This window comes from Microbacterium sp. bgisy203, from assembly GCF_057706945.1.
Window position 1 is genome coordinate 318,310 of the sequence record NZ_JBYIPF010000001.1, and the last position, 16,583, is coordinate 334,892.

General features: G+C 70.6%; 13 protein-coding genes, 2 tRNA genes and 1 pseudogene. 7 read left to right on the top strand and 9 right to left on the bottom strand.

What is annotated here, in order from left to right; translation table 11 throughout:
• Position 1 precedes the first annotated feature (1 nt).
• Positions 2 to 77, bottom strand: a tRNA-Glu gene (locus tag AC3ENQ_RS01540).
• A gap of 123 nt (positions 78 to 200) precedes the next feature.
• Between AC3ENQ_RS01540 and AC3ENQ_RS01545 the strand changes: the two genes are divergently transcribed.
• The gene (locus tag AC3ENQ_RS01545; protein WP_431801023.1) at positions 201 to 833 is read left to right on the top strand and encodes an MBL fold metallo-hydrolase; all 633 of its coding nucleotides are present in this window, start codon (positions 201 to 203) and stop codon (positions 831 to 833) included.
• Positions 834 to 919: 86 nt separating this feature from the next.
• On the opposite strand, the gene AC3ENQ_RS01550 is transcribed toward AC3ENQ_RS01545, so the two are convergent.
• The 4 genes from AC3ENQ_RS01550 to AC3ENQ_RS01565 form a co-directional block, all read right to left on the bottom strand.
• Positions 920 to 1,192 carry an HPr family phosphocarrier protein gene (locus AC3ENQ_RS01550; protein WP_431801025.1) on the bottom strand — a complete coding sequence of 91 codons (273 nt, stop codon included), beginning with the start codon at positions 1,190 to 1,192 and terminating at the stop codon, positions 920 to 922.
• A gap of 61 nt (positions 1,193 to 1,253) precedes the next feature.
• Positions 1,254 to 3,320 (bottom strand): PTS fructose transporter subunit IIABC, encoded by a 2,067-nt coding sequence (locus AC3ENQ_RS01555; RefSeq protein WP_431801027.1) that lies wholly within the window; start codon positions 3,318 to 3,320, stop codon positions 1,254 to 1,256.
• Positions 3,321 to 3,354: 34 nt separating this feature from the next.
• Positions 3,355 to 4,317, bottom strand: a complete 963-nt coding sequence (locus tag AC3ENQ_RS01560) for a 1-phosphofructokinase family hexose kinase (RefSeq protein ID WP_431801725.1) — start codon at positions 4,315 to 4,317, stop codon at positions 3,355 to 3,357.
• Positions 4,314 to 5,096 carry a DeoR/GlpR family DNA-binding transcription regulator gene (locus AC3ENQ_RS01565; protein ID WP_431801029.1) on the bottom strand — a complete coding sequence of 261 codons (783 nt, stop codon included), beginning with the start codon at positions 5,094 to 5,096 and terminating at the stop codon, positions 4,314 to 4,316. The genes AC3ENQ_RS01560 and AC3ENQ_RS01565 overlap by 4 nt, the downstream gene beginning before the upstream one ends.
• Before the next feature lie 357 nt (positions 5,097 to 5,453).
• Here AC3ENQ_RS01565 and AC3ENQ_RS01570 point away from each other — a divergent pair, with 357 nt between their 5' ends.
• Entirely contained in the window at positions 5,454 to 7,004 is a 1,551-nt protein-coding gene (locus tag AC3ENQ_RS01570) for a hypothetical protein (RefSeq protein ID WP_431801031.1), read from the top strand.
• A 95-nt stretch (positions 7,005 to 7,099) separates the two neighbouring features.
• Here the strand turns inward: AC3ENQ_RS01570 and AC3ENQ_RS01575 are convergent, their stop codons facing one another.
• Entirely contained in the window at positions 7,100 to 7,873 is a 774-nt protein-coding gene (locus tag AC3ENQ_RS01575) for a hypothetical protein (RefSeq protein WP_431801033.1), read from the bottom strand.
• A 123-nt stretch (positions 7,874 to 7,996) separates the two neighbouring features.
• Here AC3ENQ_RS01575 and AC3ENQ_RS01580 point away from each other — a divergent pair, with 123 nt between their 5' ends.
• Both AC3ENQ_RS01580 and AC3ENQ_RS01585 read left to right on the top strand, forming a co-directional pair.
• Positions 7,997 to 10,030, top strand: coding sequence for a DUF262 domain-containing protein (locus AC3ENQ_RS01580; RefSeq protein WP_431801035.1), 2,034 nt, complete (start codon positions 7,997 to 7,999; stop codon positions 10,028 to 10,030).
• Between the two features lie 50 nt (positions 10,031 to 10,080).
• Entirely contained in the window at positions 10,081 to 11,628 is a 1,548-nt protein-coding gene (locus AC3ENQ_RS01585) for a bifunctional phosphatase PAP2/diacylglycerol kinase family protein (RefSeq protein ID WP_431801037.1), read from the top strand.
• Here AC3ENQ_RS01585 and AC3ENQ_RS01590 read toward each other — a convergent pair.
• On the bottom strand, positions 11,600 to 12,298 hold the full coding sequence (locus AC3ENQ_RS01590; protein ID WP_431801039.1) for a phosphatase PAP2 family protein: 699 nt from the start codon (positions 12,296 to 12,298) through the stop codon (positions 11,600 to 11,602). The genes AC3ENQ_RS01585 and AC3ENQ_RS01590 overlap by 29 nt on opposite strands.
• Before the next feature lie 210 nt (positions 12,299 to 12,508).
• Here AC3ENQ_RS01590 and AC3ENQ_RS01595 point away from each other — a divergent pair.
• Together AC3ENQ_RS01595 and AC3ENQ_RS01600 are read left to right on the top strand one after the other, a co-directional pair.
• A pseudogene (locus AC3ENQ_RS01595) lies at positions 12,509 to 13,693 on the top strand (acyl-CoA dehydrogenase family protein); the annotation flags it as partial.
• A gap of 118 nt (positions 13,694 to 13,811) precedes the next feature.
• Positions 13,812 to 14,165: an acyl-CoA dehydrogenase C-terminal domain-containing protein gene (locus tag AC3ENQ_RS01600; protein ID WP_431801727.1), complete on the top strand. Its 354-nt coding sequence runs from the start codon at positions 13,812 to 13,814 to the stop codon at positions 14,163 to 14,165.
• A 49-nt stretch (positions 14,166 to 14,214) separates the two neighbouring features.
• On the opposite strand, the gene AC3ENQ_RS01605 is transcribed toward AC3ENQ_RS01600, so the two are convergent.
• Positions 14,215 to 14,286: transfer RNA gene (locus AC3ENQ_RS01605), tRNA-Gln, on the bottom strand.
• A gap of 160 nt (positions 14,287 to 14,446) precedes the next feature.
• Between AC3ENQ_RS01605 and AC3ENQ_RS01610 the strand changes: the two genes are divergently transcribed.
• Complete coding sequence (locus tag AC3ENQ_RS01610; protein WP_431801041.1) at positions 14,447 to 14,986, top strand: hypothetical protein; 540 nt, start codon at positions 14,447 to 14,449, stop codon at positions 14,984 to 14,986.
• A gap of 49 nt (positions 14,987 to 15,035) precedes the next feature.
• On the opposite strand, the gene gltX is transcribed toward AC3ENQ_RS01610, so the two are convergent.
• Positions 15,036 to 16,550, bottom strand: coding sequence for a glutamate--tRNA ligase (gene gltX, locus AC3ENQ_RS01615; RefSeq protein WP_431801043.1), 1,515 nt, complete (start codon positions 16,548 to 16,550; stop codon positions 15,036 to 15,038).
• Between the last annotated feature and the right edge of the window lie 33 nt (positions 16,551 to 16,583).

Here is a 16,583-nt window from a genome sequence, read left to right on the forward strand (position 1 = left end):
GTGGTGACCCCAGCGGGATTCGAACCCGCGTTACCGCCGTGAGAGGGCGGCGTACTAGGCCGCTATACGATGGGGCCGTACTTTTTCGCTGCGTAAGCAACCGTTCGATTATGCCATGGCGTGCATGCCCGCGCCAAATCGAGGCGGCGGCGCACCGCGCGGGGCTTGCGAGGGCGGCCCCCCGCGCGTTGACTGTCGCCATGCGCATCACGAAGCACGAGCACGCCTGCCTGCGACTGGAGCTCGAGGACCGCGTCGTCGTGATCGATCCGGGCTCGTTCACCCTCCCCCTCGAAGACATCCACGGCCTCGTCGCGGTGGTCATCACCCACGAGCATCCCGACCACTGGACGCCCGAACACCTCGCGCGCATCCGCAAGCGCTACCCCGAGGTGCCCGTCTACGGCACCGCGGGGACGGCAGCGGCGGGCGACGACATCATCACCGTCGCCCCTGGAGACACGGTGACCGCCGGGCCTTTCACGATGACCTTCCACGGCGGCACGCACAACGTCATCCACGAGTCGATCCCGACGATCGCGAACGTGGGCGTGCTCGTCAACGACGACTTCTACTACCCGGGCGATTCGTACGCCGTGCCGAAGGACGCCGACATCCGCATGCTGGCCGCGCCGATCGGCGCGCCGTGGCTGAAGATCGGCGAGGCGATGGACTTCGTCCTCGCTGCGAAGCCCCACCGCGCGTTCGGGACGCACGACATGACCCTCTCGCGCATCGGCCTCGACATGCACCGCGCGCGGCTGAAGTGGGCGACCGAGCAGCACGGCGGCGAGTTCGTCGTGCTCGAACCGGGCCAGTCGGTCGAGGTCTGAGCCCCGCGCCCGTTCCCGGGCCGGAACAACGGATGCCGCGGCGCCCGGTGTCGGGCGGCCGCGGCATCCGTGTGTCGCGAGAGGACTCAGGCCTCGGCGTCGTGATCCGTCTCGAGGAACTGCACGAGCGTGTCGAGGGCCTCGTCGGCACCGTCGCCCTCGGCCTTGAGGGTCACGACAGTGCCCTGCGTGGCGCCGAGACCCATGAGCGTGAGGATGCTGCCCGCGTTGAGGTCGGGGCCGCCCTCGACGGCGATGGTGACCGGCACGCCGGTCTGCTGGACCGCCTGGACGAAGAGCTTCGCAGGGCGGGCGTGCAGTCCGGAGCTGCTGGCGACGGTGGCCTGGCGTTCTGCCATGGGATCATCCTCCATTGATGAGAGACGAGTGTTTCGTGGGACGAGGGTCGTCGGTTCGAGACTATGCCGTCGCGACCGCAGGCGATAGCGATTCGGCGCCGGAGGTAACGGCATCCGGCGTGCGGCGCCGCGCGAACCGCTTGAGGGCGACGACGGTGAAGGCCGAGACCACGGTGCCGGCGGCGATCGCGACGAGCCAGAGCCAGAAATTGTCGATCGCGAAGAAGACGAACACGCCTCCGTGCGGCGCCTTGCTCGTCACGGCGAAGGCCATCGACAGCGCACCGGTCACCGCTCCCCCGACCATCATCGCGGGGATGACGCGGAAGACGTCGGCGGCGGCGAACGGGATCGCGCCCTCGGAGATGAACGCGGCGCCCAGCAGCCACGCCGCCTTGCCGTTCTCCCGCTCGGGCTCGGTGAAGATCTTCCGGTCGATGACCGTCGAGGCGAGCGCCATAGCGAGCGGCGGGACCATGCCGGCCGCCATGACCGCGGCCATGATCTGCAGATAGCGCTCGTCGCCCGCGATGCCGGCGGCGAGGTTGGCGGTCGCGAAGCCGTACGCCACCTTGTTGACCGGCCCGCCGAGGTCGAAGCACATCATGAGGCCGAGGACGATGCCGAGGATGACGACGCCGACGCCGGTGAGGCTCGAGAGCCAATCGTTGAGGACGCCCATGAGCCACGCGATCGGTCCGCCGAGGACGAGCAGCATGAGTCCCGCGGCGAAGATCGAGGCGAGGAGCGGGATGATCACGACCGGCATGAGGCCGCGCAGCCAGCGCGGCACGTCGAGGCTGTTGAGCCACCATGCGGCAAGACCCGCGAGCAGACCGCCGACGATGCCGCCGAGGAAGCCCGCACCCATGAACGCGGCCACCGCACCCGCCGCGAAGCCCGGTGCGATGCCGGGGCGATCGGCGAGACCGTACGCGATGTATCCGGCGAGGGCGGGGACGAGGAAGCCGAACGACAGTCCACCGATCTGGAACGCGGCGGCGCCGAGGTAGTAGCCGAGGCCCTCGGGCGGCAGGTTCCACAGCGTGTAGTTCTGCAGGGTGGCGACCGCGTTGGAGACTCCGTCGGCGTTGCTGAGCGCGATGCCGTAGCCGGCGAGCAGGAACCCGAGGGCGATCAGCAGACCGCCACCCGCGACGAACGGGATCATGTAGCTCACGCCGGTCAGGAGCGACCGCTTGATCGCGCCTCCGACCGACGACGAACCACCCTCGGAGCGTGCGGCAGCGGCGGTGTCGGCGTTGCCGCTGACGTGGGCGGCCAGCGGATCGTCGACCGCGGCGACCGCCTCTTCGATGAGCCGCAGCGGCTCCTCGATACCCTTCTTGACCGGCACGCACACCACGGGCTTCCCCGCGAACCGCTGCTGGTCGCGCACGTCGACGTCGACCGCGAAGATCACGGCATCCGCGTCGTCGATGACCGCCTGCGGGAGTGCCTTGTACCCCGACGAGCCCTGCGGCTCGACGACGAGATCGACACCCGCCTTCTGGCCGGCTGCCGTCAGCGCGTCGGCGGCCATGAAGGTGTGCGCGATGCCCGTCGCACACGCGGTGACCGCGACGATGCGGGCGGGGCGCCCGTGGACGGAGAGGCCGGCGTCGGCGGATGCCGCGGCTGCAGCGGCCGCGGCCGGTGCGGCCGACGGTGCGGGAGCGTCGGTGACGGCGGCCTGCACGAGGGCCACGACCTCCTCCGGCGTCGCTGCGGCCCGAAGGCCCGCGGTGAAGTCGTCACGCATGAAGGCGCGGGCGAGGCGGGAGAGGACGGCCAGGTGCTCCTCCGCGGCGGTGTCGGGCGCCGCGATCAGGAACACGAGGTCAGCGGGGCCGTCGGGGGCGCCGAAGTCGACGCCCGGCTTCAGGCGCGCGAAGGCGAGGGTCGCCTCGCGGACCGCCGGGCTCTTGGCGTGCGGGATCGCGATGCCGCCGGGCAGTCCCGTCTCGTCGGTCTCCTCGCGCTTCCACGCATCGGCGGCGAGGGCGACGGCGTCGGTCGCGCGTCCGGTCGCGGCCACGCGGGCTGCGAGGGCGTCGATGACCGCTCTCTTGTCGGTGCCGAGCGGCTCGTCGAGACGGACGAGCTCCGGCGTGATGATGTCGGACACGGTGACCTCCAGTGGTCGTTCTCGGTGGTTCTCGCTACTGCGGGAGAAGGGAGCGCACGGGCACCTCGCCGGTGGGAAGTTGGGCGCGAGTGGGAGCCTGCGTCCCCGGGAGTGCCGCGGCGGCGGAGCCGTAGCGGATGCCGGAGCGCAGGCATTCCTCGGGGCCTGCGCCGCGACTCTCGGCGAGCAGGAACCCGGCGAGGGCGCTGTCGCCCGCGCCGACGGTGCTGCGGACGCGGGTGGGCGGGGCTTCGCCGAACCAGGCCCCGGCGGCGGTGACGAGCACGGCACCGGCCCCACCGAGCGTCACGAAGGCCGCGCCGACCCGGCTCGGGACGAGATCCGCCGCGATCGACGCGACGGCGCCTGCGAGCGGCACGGCGGGATCGAGGCGTCGTCCGCTGAGCTCGGCCAGTTCGTCGTCGTTGGGCTTGATGAGGTCGGGGGTACCCTGCGCGACGACGGCGTCGAGCGCGGCACCCGACGTGTCCACGGCGATCCGCGGTGCGACCTCACCCGCTCGCGCGCTCGCGGCGCGGACCGCCGAGATGACGTCGACATAGAAGCCGTCGGGCAGCCCGGGCGGGAGGGACCCGGCGAGGACGAGCCACCGCGCCCCTGCCGCCGCGGCGACGACCGCGTCGATGAGCGCGGCGCCGTCGGATGCGTCGCGAGGGACGCCGGGGAGATTGATCTTCGTGGTGACCCCAGCCGGGTCGGCGATCGTGAGGTTCGCGCGGGCCGCGCCGCGCAGAGGCACCGGTGCGAACGGGATCGCGCTCGCGCGCAGCACGAGGGCGAAGGGGTCGTCCTCGGCGAGGGGCAGGACGGCGAGGCTCTCCTCGCCAGCGGCGCGGATCACGCGGGTCACGTTGATGCCCTTGCCACCGGCATCCTCGCGTGCGGACGCCGCGGGCTGCACCTCTCCCGCCCGGAGCGACGCCTCGAGGGTCACGGTGCGATCGAGCGAGGGGTTGGCGGTGAGCGTGACGATCATGCGAGCCACACCTCCGCATCGGCGAGGCGGAGCGCGTCGTCGAGGTCGCTGCCGGGCGCGGCGTCGGAGACGAGCACGTCGATCTCGTCGACGGCGCCGAACGAGACGAGCAGTTCCGCATCGAGCTTCTCGGCGTCGGCGAGCACGATCGTGCGGCGGGATGCCGCGATGATCGCCCTCTTGACCGCTGCCTCGTCGGGGTCGGGGGTGCTGAGCCCGAAGGATGCCGACAGGCCGTTCGTGCCGATGAAGGCGATGTCGGGGCGCAGGCGAGAGATCGCATCGACGGTCTGCGCGCCGACCGCCGCGGCGGTGAGTCCGCGCACACGCCCGCCGATCGCGGTCAGGGACAGGCCGGGAGCGCCGGCGAGAAGGTGCGCGACGGTCATGGAGTGCGTGACGACCTCGAGCACGCCCGCGCCCTGCGACCTGCGACCGAGGAGCGTCGCGAGGGCGGCGGTCGTCGTACCGGCGTCGAGGTACACCGAGCCCTCGAATCCCGCCGGCAGGGCGTCGAGTGCGCGGGAGGCGATGGCGAGCTTCGCTTCGCTCCGCCGAGTGCCGCGCTCAGCGAGGGAAGTCTCGGCGGTGCTCGTGCGGGTGCGGGCGACGGCACCTCCGTGCACGCGGCGGATCGCTCCGGTCTGCTCGAGCTGGTCGAGGTCGCGCCGGACCGTCTCGGTGGTCACTCCGAAGCGGCGCGCCAGGTCGACGACCACCACGCGACCCTCGGCCGCGATGAGGCTCTCGATGAGTTGCTGTCGCTCCGTCGCGTACATGACGCCCTCCTTCAGACATCCACACATTACAACACAGTTCAACATCTGCACAAGCATTCGCAGATGGCCGGCAGTAGCCTCTGTGTCCAGACCCTGAGCGACTGTGTTGTGGGATGCCTACAAGACACCCAGACTCATCGCGGATGACACTTGGTGTCAGCCGGAAGATCCTGACGCGTTCCCGGAGGATCACGCGCGGTGCTGTTACCGTCATGACGCTCTCCCGACGCATCTGGGACGCGGACCATCCGACCGCGGCGCCAGAGAGGACTTCACCAGGTCCGCCGTCGCCCGGCGCCCGCCGGAACACACACAGCACGCCTGCACTGTCGCAGGCGCGAGACAACGGAGTTCTCAATGACGAGTACCGGCACACACACCCACGGCGTGGGTATGCGCGTCGCGGTGATCGTGCTCAGCCTGCTGCTGGCCGCGATGACCGCACTGTTCCTGATCACCGCGGCGAAGCTCGACGACGGCGCGACGCGTCTCAACGACGGCGCCGCCAAGGCCGCCGACGGGTCGAAGTCGCTCGCCGTCGGGGCCGAGACCCTCGCCGGAGGCACCGACGACCTCGCGGCCGGGGCCGACAAACTCGAAGCCGGCGCGGCCGCAGCGTCGACGGGTGCGACGACCCTGTCGACCGGCGCCGACAGCGCCGCGACGGGTGCGCAGACCCTCGCGACGGGCGCGGGCACACTCGCGACCGGAGCCGAGACGGCCGCCACCGGCGCCGCCAAGGTGCGCGACGGCGCAGCATCCGCTGCCGCCGGCGCCTCAAAGCTCTCGGCAGGCGCGCAGAGCGCCGCGACGGGTGCGAGCGACCTCGCCACGGGCGCGAGCAAGGCGGCCGAGGGCGGCAGCCAGCTGTCGACCGGCGCGGGCAACCTCGCCGCCGGTGTGGTGGGTGCCGACACGTACACGCGTGGCGTACTCGAGAAGGTCAAGGGCTTCCAAGCGAAGGCCGAGGGTGCCGAGGCGCTGTTGAGGAGCAAGTTCCCCGCCGAAGCCGCACCGCTCGCGACCGAGGCGGGGGCATCCGCAGTGACAGCGAATGCGAATGCGGCCACGGCCGGTGCCGCAACCCTCCTGGCAGACCTCACCGCGGCGTCGACCAGCACGACGGTCGACTGGGCAACCCTTCAGCGGCAGGCAACTGTCCTGCAGGCTCAGGTGAACGCCATGTCGAGTCATGCGAAGGCCGCTCCGGGTCTCGCAGCGGGCCTCCAGCAGGCCATCGGCGGTTCCGAGCAGCTCGCGGACGGCGCGGCGCTGGTGACCGGCGGAGTGTCGAACATCATCAACGGTGACGCCGCCTTCGGGTGGCCGGGGACCGTGGCTCTCGCCGACAAGGAGAAGGGTGCGCCTTATCTCGCCGCGAAGGCTTCGGAGCTCTCGCAGGGCCTGAACACCCTTAGCGCCGGAGCATCCAAGCTCGCGGGCGGCACGAGCGAGCTCGCCGCAGGTGCGGGCAGCCTCGCGACGGGCACGCAGACCCTCTCGACCGGCGCGCTGTCGCTCAGCTCGGGGACGCAGAACCTCGCCACCGGCGCGGGCAACCTCTCGGCCGGCGCGACCTCGCTCGCCGAGGGCACGCAGAAGCTCGCCGAGGGCGCCGGCTCCCTGAAGACGGGTCTCACCGACCTGTCGACCGGGTCGACCGACCTCTCCGACGGCGCGACGCTCCTGGCCGACGGTTCGGACAAGCTCTTCGCGGGCGCCCAGACCCTGTCGTCGGGCAACTCCGAGATCGCCGCGGGTACGACCGAGCTGAAGTCGGGCACGTCCGGCCTCACGCCGATGGTCCTTCCCTGGATCTTCGGGACGCTCATCGTCGCGCTGATCGCCGGGGCCGCCTGGGCCGCGCACCGCGTGTCGAGCCGCAACCGCGCGTACGCGACCGCGTAAGCGAGGCGCCTCGCACAAGAGAAAAGAAGAAGAGGGTCCCCGCCGATCGGCCGGGACCCTCTTCCTCGTCGTGCTTTCGTCGCGACGGTGAGGCGTCAGGCCTCGCTCATGACGTTGACCTCGCGCTGACCGCGCGCCGCGAGAGCGGCGGCGCGGGCGGCGATGCGACGCTCCTGCTCGACCTGGCCGGCGTCGAGGACCTCCTGGTCGACGGGGAACGACTCGACACGGTTCACACCGTGGTACTTCTCGATGTAGGCATCCAGCTCCGGGCCCGACTCCCACGAGGTGATCAGGCAGTAGCGGGGCTCGTCGCCCGGATGGGTGGCGGCGTGCCACAGACGCTGCGTGTCGACGATCAGCTGGGCGCCGGCCGGCAGCGCGATGCGCGTCTCCTCGCTCGGGTCGGTGCGGTTCTCGCGCAGCACGAAGTAGCTCGTCTTGTCGTCGGTGAGGTTGAAGAAGCCGCGCACGACCCAGCCGGTGCCGTCGGGGTTCAGACGGTTGTTGTCGTCCTGGTGCAGGTTGTAGAGGCAGTCGGCGTACGTGTTCGGCTGCAGCTCGATGATGCGGCAGCGGCCGACGTTCGCACCCGGCTCGAGCGCGCGCTCGGTGAGGGTCGGGGCGATGGCGGTCTGCGAGTCGATCCAGACGCCGTCCTTGTCGGTGCGCGGCGGTTTGTGGTTCCAGAAGCCGTTGCACTCGATCTCGCCCTTGGCGGACGCGAGCGGAGCGAAACGCGTGTCGCCGGAGGACTTCCAGTCGACGTACTCGACGTCGAGCCACTCCTTCGGATCGATCGGCTTGTTGTACATGTCGAGGACGACGTAACCCGTCTCCTCCAGAGCGGCGCTCTTGATGTAGCCCATGGGGGTTGACCTTTCCGTCGGGCGAGCGAAGTTTTTACAGGCCCGACTTAGGCCAGCCTACCTAGGCGTTCTCGTGGCGCCGATAGACTCGTGCGGGGTTTTCGAGGAGTGATTCCAACGAGTATGAGCAACGCCACGAACGTCGACGCGACCGCAGTGGGCACGATCGGGTGGCTCTCGGCATCCGACACGACGATCGTCGTCCCCGTCTACCAGCGCCAGTACCGATGGGACATCGGGGCCTGCGAACAGCTTCTCAAGGACGTGCGCGCGGTCTCGTCGGCCGAGCCCGGCGACACGCACTTCCTCGGCTCGATCCTGTCCACGGCATCCGCCGACGACAGCGACGACGCGCAGCTCGTCCTCATCGACGGCCAGCAGCGCATCACGACTCTGATGCTGCTCGTCGCCGCCCTCCACCACACGCTCCGCATCGACGATCCGGCGCTCGCGAGAGAGCTCCAGCGCGTGCTGGTGCGCGCCGACGACCCGACGCGCACGAAGCTGCGCCCGCACGAGGCGTGGGCGGAGGTCTTCGAGGACGTCGTCCTCGACCGGCGCCCGGCCGACGGGGGTCCTCGCGAGTCGCGCTTCGACGACAACTACGCGTTTTTCCGCAGTCAGATCCGCCCCGACGAGGCCGCACTCATCTGGCAGGGCCTCCAACGCCTCGAGCACGTCTCCATCACTCTCGGGCGCGGCGCGAACGCCCAGCAGACCTTCGAGAGCCTGAACTCCACCGGGGCGCCGCTGCGAGATCATGAACTCATCCACAACTACGTGCTGATGGGCCTCACGCACGCGCAGCAGACGGCGATCGAACACGACTACTGGATGCCGATCGAGCGCGCGACGGGCGAGCAGATCGGCTCGTTCTGGCGGCACTACCTCGTGATGCTGACCGGTCGCGAAGTCACGATCCCCGGTGCCCGCGGCGTGTACGACGCGTTCCGCGAGCAGTTCCCGCGCCTCGGCTTCGACACGCTGCAGACGCAGGCGGCGCAGTGGCGCGAGTACGCCGAGATCTACGGGGCGCTCCTAGACCCGACGACGGTGGAGGATGCCGGCATCGCCCGCGCCTTCGCCCAGCTCGGCACTTTCGGCCGCGGAATGTACCCCCTCGTCATGCGCCTGTACCGCGACCAGCGGCACGGCGTCCTCGACCGCGCCGAACTGCTGACCTCGCTCGACCACCTGCAGTCGCTGCTGCTGCGCCGGACGGTGCTGGGGCTGTCGACCGAGCGCCTCGTGGCGCGCCTGTGCCGCGCGGCCGATGGAGGCCGCGACGACCTCGTGCGCGCGATCGCCCGCATCACCCCGTCGGATGAGCGCACGCGCGTGGGGCTCAAGTACGGAGCACTCCCCCACACGGCGTACGTGCTCGGACGCCTGGCGGACGTCGCACCCGACGCACCGACCGGTGCCGATCTCGTCGTCGAGCACGTCGTTCCCCTCGCGCCCTCGGACGACTGGTCGCCCGGCGGCGGCGAACGCTGGGCCGACCTCTCCGACGATGAGCAGAACAGCTTCCGCGCCCTCGCAGCGACCCTCGGCAACCTCACGCTGCTCGACGAGCCCACCGCCGACCGCGTGTTCGAGGCGTCGTATCCCGCCAAGCGGGCCGCGTACGCGCAGAGCCCGCTCGCGATGACGCGGGAGATCGCGGATGCCGACCGGTGGAGCACCGCCGCGATCGCCGCGCGCACCGCCGAGCTCACGACCTTGTTCCTGTCGGTCTGGCCGCGGCCGGCGGTCGTCAGCATCGACGACGACAACCTCACCCCGATCCTCGACGCGCGCGTGCGCCGCGGGTGGCCGCGCGGCTGGGAGCGCGAGTTCGACTACGTCGAGTTCCGCGGCGAGCACTGGGAGGTGAAGGACATCCGGTACCTCTTCCACCGCATCTTCCAGCGGCTGTGGGCGGAATCGGAGGCATCCCGTCAGGCCGTCGTCGACTTCAGCGCGCGCCGCGGCGGACCGGTCTACCCGGAGATGGCGTGGAACGGTCATTGGGACGAGATCGCACCCGGTCGGTACCTCTACCTCGGCTGGGATTCGCGCTACATGCTCTCGGCCGTGCAGGGCGTGCTCCGCGAAGCGGGCTGGGATTCCGAGGTCTTCCTCAAGTACAGCTACATCGGCGACGCGATGGCGTAACGGTGCGGCGCGCTTGCCCGGTACCGCCGCACGCGGATAGAACGGAGCACATGGCCCGCGCATCGGCGAAACGCTCCGTCTCCACCCTGTCACCCGAAGACGCGCGACGCTGGCGAGGGGTTCGGCGCCAGGTGAATGCCCTCGACACGGCGATCTACGATGCCGTGGCGAACACGAAGAGCCCCCTCCTCGACGCGACGATGCCGGTGCTGACGCGTGCGGCGGACAAGTCGAAGCTGTGGATCGTGATCGCCGGCATCCTCGCCCTCACCGGTCGTCCACGCGCGCAGCGCGGCGCCGTCCGCGGGCTCATCTCGATCGCGATCACGAGCCTCGTCGCGAACCAGGTCTCCAAGCGCATCCACCGTCGCCCCCGGCCACCGATCACGCAGGTCCCGGTCCAGCGACTCGCGCACCGCATCCCGACGTCCACCTCGTTCCCGAGCGGTCACTCCGCGAGCGCGATGGCGTTCGCGGCGGGCGCGTCGGCGGAGTGGCCGGTGCTGTCGGTGCCGCTGCGGGTGCTCGCGAGTCTCGTCGGCTTCTCCCGCGTCGCCACGGGAGCGCACTATCCCTCCGACGTCCTCGCGGGCTTCGCGCTCGGCGAGACCATCGCGTGGCTCACGACGAAGGTCGTCCCCGTCGAGCACGTCGACGCCACCCTCGACGACCTCACCGTCCGCGCCGGAAAGCCCACCGCCGACGGCGAGGGCATCACGCTCGTCATCAACCCGCAGTCCGGCTCCGGCCGGGCGGGGAAGATCCTTCCCGAGGTCCGCAAGGCGTTCCCGAAGATGCGCATCGTCGAACTCGGCGGCGAAGGCTCGGGCCGCGACTACGGCGAGACGATCGACGAGGCGGCGACGACCTGCGACGTGCTCGCCGTCGCGGGCGGCGACGGCACGGTGCAGCGCGCCGCGTCGGCCGCGATGAGCCAAGGCATCCCGCTCGCGGTCTTCCCCGCGGGAACCTTCAACCACTTCGCGAAGGACCTCGGGATGTACCCGCTCAAGACGGCCATCGAGGCGATCCACGCGGGAACGGTCGCCAAGGTCGACCTCGGCGAGGTCAACGGCAAGATCTTCGTCAATACGGCGTCCGTCGGGGCATATACCGACTTCGTCGCGATCCGCGAGAAGTACGAGCACCGCATCGGCAAGCCGCTCGCCGCCGTCTACGCCGCCATGAAGACCCTCGGCCGGGCGAAGGCCGTGCACGTGCGCGTCAAGGACCTCGACGGTCAGCCGGTCGACGCGCGCTTCAGCCTCATGTTCATCGGCAACGGGCGCTACGAGCCGCGCGGCTTCGCGCCGGTGCACCGCGCGACCCTCGACGACAGCCGTCTCGACCTCCGCGTACTGGGCGTGACTCGGTTGGCGTCCCGCGCCCGGGTGATCCTCGACATGTTCACGGGACGCGTCGCCCGCAACAAGCGCTACCAGCAGTTCTCGGATGCCGAGTACGAGATGGAACTGCCCGACGGGCCGTACCGGATCGCGCGCGACGGAGAGCTCGGCGAGGAGATCGATCATCTGAGCGCGAAGGTCCTCCCCCGCGCCCTCACCGTCATCACGCCGGCGCGTCGGAAGAAGCGCTGACCCGGCGCCAGAGGCTCCATACGACCGTCACCCACACGACGCCGAGACTCGCGCCGGCGGCGACGTCGCTCAGATAGTGCACCGCGAGCGCGACACGCGCCGTGCAGACGAGGACGACCGCGGCGACGGCCACGACGGCGACGACCCCTCGCACGCGCTCCGACCCGGCGGCGGCGAGGGCGATCGCGAAGCCTGCGGCCGCCGTGACGGCGAACGCGTGCGACGACGGGAACGACGACTGCAGCGCATCGACGAGAGCCCCGGTAGGGCGGGGCCGATCGACGATGGCCTTGACGGCGACGGGCACGAGCCCGCCGACGAGGACAGCTGCCGCGGCGACGACGAGGTCGGCGGATGGCCGGGAGGGGGCGAGCGTCGCGGTGCGCCGCGCCCGGGACCTCACCGCCCAGGAAATCGTCGCCCACAGCAGCACGCCCAGCGCCACGATGCGGAAGGCTCCCGGTCCGAGGACGAGCGAGATCGTCACCCACAGCGGCGTCCACCACGGGTACGCGAGGCCCCGCTCGGCACCCCAGACCGACACCGTGAGGTCGACCGAGCGCAGCGGCGTCCAGTCGGTCACGACCGCGACGAGGATCACGGTGAACAGCGCTGCGGCCACCGCGCCGACCACCACGGCGCGACGCGGCGGTGCGGCGGCATTCGGCATCCTCCACGTCTACCAGAAGACACGCCCGAAGACGCGCCTGCACGAGCCGCGCGGCGCGGAGGGGATGCCTGACACCATGAGGCAGTGGGCACCATCCTCTCCCGCGATGACCTCGACTTCCTCCTGTTCGACTGGCTCGATGTCACGTCGTTGACGTCCCGTCCGCGCTTCGCCGAGCACTCGCGGGAGACCTTCGACGAGTTCCTCACGGTGTCGGAGCAGCTCGCGGAGCGCGAGTTCGCGCCGCACAACGCGCTCAGCGACCGCAACGAGCCGACGTTCGACGGCGAGCGGGTGACGATCATCCCCGAGGTCAAGCGCGCGCTGGACGCGTACGCGGACGCGGGTCTCATCGGCGCGGCGCTCGACGAGCGCGTCGGCGGGCTGCAGCTGCCGAAGACGGTCGAGCGCGCCTGCCAGATGTGGTTCCAGGCGGCCAACACCGCAACGGCCGCCTACCCGCTGCTGACGGTCGGCGCGGCGAACCTGCTCGTGGCGCACGCGTCGCCGGAACTCGTCGACCGGTATGTCCCGGCGCTCGCCGAGGGACGTTTCTTCGGCGTCATGTGTCTGTCGGAGCCGGATGTCGGCTCGTCGCTCGGCGACGTGACGACACGCGCCGTGCCCCAGGGCGACGGCACCCACCGCGTCTTCGGCACGAAGATGTGGATCTCGGGCGGCGAGCACGACATGGCCGAGAACATCGTTTCGCTCGTCCTCGCCCGCTACGACGGCGGCCCCCGCGGGGTGCGCGGACTTTCGCTGTACGTCGTGCCGAAGTATCTGCTGGATGCCGGCGGCGACCCGTCCGAGCGGAACGCCATCGAGCTTGTGGGCGTCAACCACAAGATGGGCTACCGCGGCACCGTCAACACGGTGCTGCAGTTCGGCGGCGACGTCCACCGTCCCGGCGGCGCGCCGGGCGCCGTCGGTTACCTGATCGGCGAGGAGGGCAAGGGGCTCGCCTACATGTTCCACATGATGAACGAGGCGCGCGTCGGCGTCGGCGCGGGTGCGGCCGCTCTCGGGATGACGAGCCACCTGCACGCGGTCGCGTACGCTCGCGAACGCACGCAGGGTCGGCTGGCCGGCCAGGACCCCGCGAGCGCGATGGTGCCGCTCATCCGCCATGCCGACGTGCGGCGCATGCTGCTCGCGTCGAAGGCGTACGCCGAAGGTGCGGTCGCCCTGGTGATGTACGGAGCGCGCCTGCTCGATGACGAGCTGACCGCCGAAACGTCGGAGGAGCGCGCCGCCGCGGCGCTGCTGCTCGACGCCCTCACCCCGATCATCAAGAGCTGGCCCTCGCAGTGGTGCCTCGTCGCCAACGACCTCGCGATCCAGGTGCACGGCGGCTACGGATACACCAGGGAGTTCCCCGTCGAGCAGTTCTACCGCGACAACCGGCTGAACCCCATCCACGAGGGCACGTTCGGCATCCAGGCCCGCGACCTGCTGGGCCGCAAGGTCGCGCAGGGCGGCGGGGCGGGCCTCCGGGGCGATCACGTCCGCGATCCGGGCCACCCTCTCCCGCGCCGCGCGCGAGCATGCCGCCGACGCGGCGCGGCTCGAGGAGCTCGTCGCGCGCGCCGAGGTCGTGACGGCGGAGGTGCTCGCGGTCGACGACCCGGAGGCGAGGCTCGCCGACTCCGCGGCTTACCTCGAGGCGATGGGGCACCTCGTCGTCGCCTGGCTGTGGCTCGACCTCATCACGACCCTGGACGGCCGAGAGGATGCCTTCGCCGAGGGCAAACGCGCGGCGTGCTCCTACTTCTTCGCCTACGAGGTGCCGAAGATCGCTCCGCTGTTCGATGTCGTCGCGGCGCGCTCGCGGCTGCTGGTCGACCTCGACGACAGCGTGCTCTGAGCGCTTCCGGGAACGAGAAAACCCCCGCTCAGGCGGGGGTTTCATCTCGCTGGGGTACCTGGACTCGAACCAAGAACAACTGAACCAGAATCAGCCGTGTTGCCAATTACACCATACCCCAAGGGGGTCAGACCGAAGTCGTACCGAGGGTCAAGCTTAGCCCACCCGTCAGAGGTCGCCAAACCGGCCCGGTCCGGGCGCGTCGGCATCCATGCCCCTGCCGGTACCGGCATGCGGCGGACGCCTTGCGCCCCCGCACGCGGCTCGACCACACTGAACGGGTGACCGTCGCCCGTTCTCTCGCCATCGCCGCCGTCGTCGTCGCGGCGACGCTGAGCCTGAGCGCGTGCGACGGAACGTCCGCGCCCGTCGATGCGTCGCCGAGCGAGACGCCCGCCGCTCCCGCGACCGAGTCGACGCCCACCGGAGAGGATGGCGACGCCGCCGCCGACTCCGGCTGCACCGACGCGATGCTGTCGTTCATGGACCAGAACGGGTACGCCGACCCGACACCGGCCGACGTCGCCGACTTCTCCCTGCCCGAGGCGGGTCCGACATCCGTCGAGCCGGCCTGCTACGTCGCCGACGACATCGGCGGCGCCGTGCGTAAGGGCGCGATCTACACCGGCGACACCGACGCGGCGATGGCCTCGATCCGCGAGACCCTCGACGCCGCGGGATACGCGCAGTCCGACGCGTACGGCGCCTACGTCTGGTGGCTCGGCGGCGACGGCCCGACCACTGCCACCTACGCGGTGGGCGCCGGGCCCACCGATATCGGCGGCGAGCCCGTCGTCTGGATGACCTGGGCAACCCAGTAAGGCGCGACGCCGACCCCCGGCAAGCGAGAGGTGCGGCACCGCACCGAGATCAGCCGATCTTCTGGACGAGCGCGCCGACCCGCCGGATCGACTCCTCCTTGCCGAGCAGTTCCATCGACTCGAACAGCGGCGGCGAGACGCGCCGACCGCTGATGGCGACCCGGAGCGGCCCGTACGCGACCCGCGGCTTGAGCTTCAGATCGTCGATGAGCGCCTTCTGCAGCTCAGCTTGGATCGCGGCGGCCGTGAAGTCCTGCGCGGGTACCAGCTCCAGCGCGCCGGCGGAGGCGACGAGGATCGGTCCTGCGTTCTCCGGCAGGCTCGCGAGGGCATCCTCCTCGTAGACGACCTCGTCGCGGAAGAGGAACCCGAGGAGCCCGACCGACTCCCCCAGCAGCTGCATGCGCTCCTGAACGAGAGGGGCTGCGGCATCCAGCGTCTTCTGCTGATCGGGCGTCGGCGGCGTCTCGACGAGGGCCGCGGCGGCGAGATAGGGAACGAGGCGTGAGGCGAAGTCGGATGCCTCGAGCATGCGGATGTGGTCGCCGTTGATCGACTCGGCCTTCTTCTGGTCGAAGCGGGCCGGGTTGGGGTTCACGTCGGCGATGTCGAACGCCGCGATGAACTCCTCGAGGGTGAACACGTCACGGTCGGGCGCGATCGACCAGCCGAGGAGGGCCAGGTAGTTGAGGAGCCCCTCGTGGATGAAGCCCTTCTCGCGCTGCAGGAAGAGGTCAGCCTTCGGGTCGCGCTTGGAGAGCTTCTTGGTCCCCGTCTCGCCCAGCACGAGGGGCATGTGCCCGAAGCGCGGCAGGAAGTCGGTGACGCCCGCGTCGATGAGCGCCGTATACAGCGCGAGCTGACGCGCGGTGGAGGGCATGAGGTCCTCGCCGCGGATCACATGCGTGATGCCCATGAGCGCGTCATCGACCGGGTTCGTGAACGTGTAGAGCGGCTGCCCGCCCGCGCGCACGACGACGAAGTCGGGGAACGATCCCGCGGGGAAGGTCACCTCGCCGCGGATGAGGTCGACGTAGGTGAGGTCGTGATCGGGCACGCGCAGGCGCCACGCGGGCTCACGCCCCTCCGCGCGGAAGGCGGCTTCCTGCTCGTCGGTGAGGTCGCGGTCGTAGTTGTCGTAGCCGAGCTGGCGGGCGCGGCCGGCCGCGTCGTTGCGCGCGTCGATCTCTTCGCCCGTTGAGTACGACTCGTAGACCGCACCCGAGGCGATGAGCTTCTCGAGCACCTCGGCGTAGATGGGGCCGCGCTGCGACTGCCGGTACGGCTCGTGCGGCCCGCCCTTTTCGACGCCCTCGTCCCAGTCGATCTCGAGCCAGGTGAGCGCGTCGACGAGCTGGCGGTAGCTCTCCTCGCTGTCACGGGCGGCGTCGGTGTCTTCGACGCGGAAGATCAGCTTGCCGCCGGTGTGCCGCGCGTACCCCCAGTTGTAGAGGGCGGTGCGCACCATCCCGACGTGCGGCAGCCCCGTCGGCGAGGGGCAGAAGCGCACGCGGACGTCGCTGCCGGAGGCGGTGGTGGTTCGGGGATCGATCGCTGCAGACATCCTCACCAGTCTAGTTCTCGGGCCGCCGCCGCA

Excerpts from the sequence above, each read along its gene's own strand:
- AC3ENQ_RS01545 (WP_431801023.1), top strand. The coding sequence starts at position 201 with ATGCGCATCACGAAGCACGAGCACGCCTGCCTGCGACTGGAGCTCGAG.
- AC3ENQ_RS01550 (WP_431801025.1), bottom strand. The coding sequence starts at position 1,192 with ATGGCAGAACGCCAGGCCACCGTCGCCAGCAGCTCCGGACTGCACGCC.
- AC3ENQ_RS01560 (WP_431801725.1), bottom strand. The coding sequence starts at position 4,317 with ATGATCGTCACGCTCACCGCCAACCCCTCGCTCGATCGCACCGTGACC.
- AC3ENQ_RS01565 (WP_431801029.1), bottom strand. The coding sequence starts at position 5,096 with ATGTACGCGACGGAGCGACAGCAACTCATCGAGAGCCTCATCGCGGCC.
- AC3ENQ_RS01570 (WP_431801031.1), top strand. The coding sequence starts at position 5,454 with ATGACGAGTACCGGCACACACACCCACGGCGTGGGTATGCGCGTCGCG.
- AC3ENQ_RS01575 (WP_431801033.1), bottom strand. The coding sequence starts at position 7,873 with ATGGGCTACATCAAGAGCGCCGCTCTGGAGGAGACGGGTTACGTCGTC.
- AC3ENQ_RS01580 (WP_431801035.1), top strand. The coding sequence starts at position 7,997 with ATGAGCAACGCCACGAACGTCGACGCGACCGCAGTGGGCACGATCGGG.
- AC3ENQ_RS01585 (WP_431801037.1), top strand. The coding sequence starts at position 10,081 with ATGGCCCGCGCATCGGCGAAACGCTCCGTCTCCACCCTGTCACCCGAA.
- AC3ENQ_RS01590 (WP_431801039.1), bottom strand. The coding sequence starts at position 12,298 with ATGCCGAATGCCGCCGCACCGCCGCGTCGCGCCGTGGTGGTCGGCGCG.
- gltX (WP_431801043.1), bottom strand. The coding sequence starts at position 16,550 with ATGTCTGCAGCGATCGATCCCCGAACCACCACCGCCTCCGGCAGCGAC.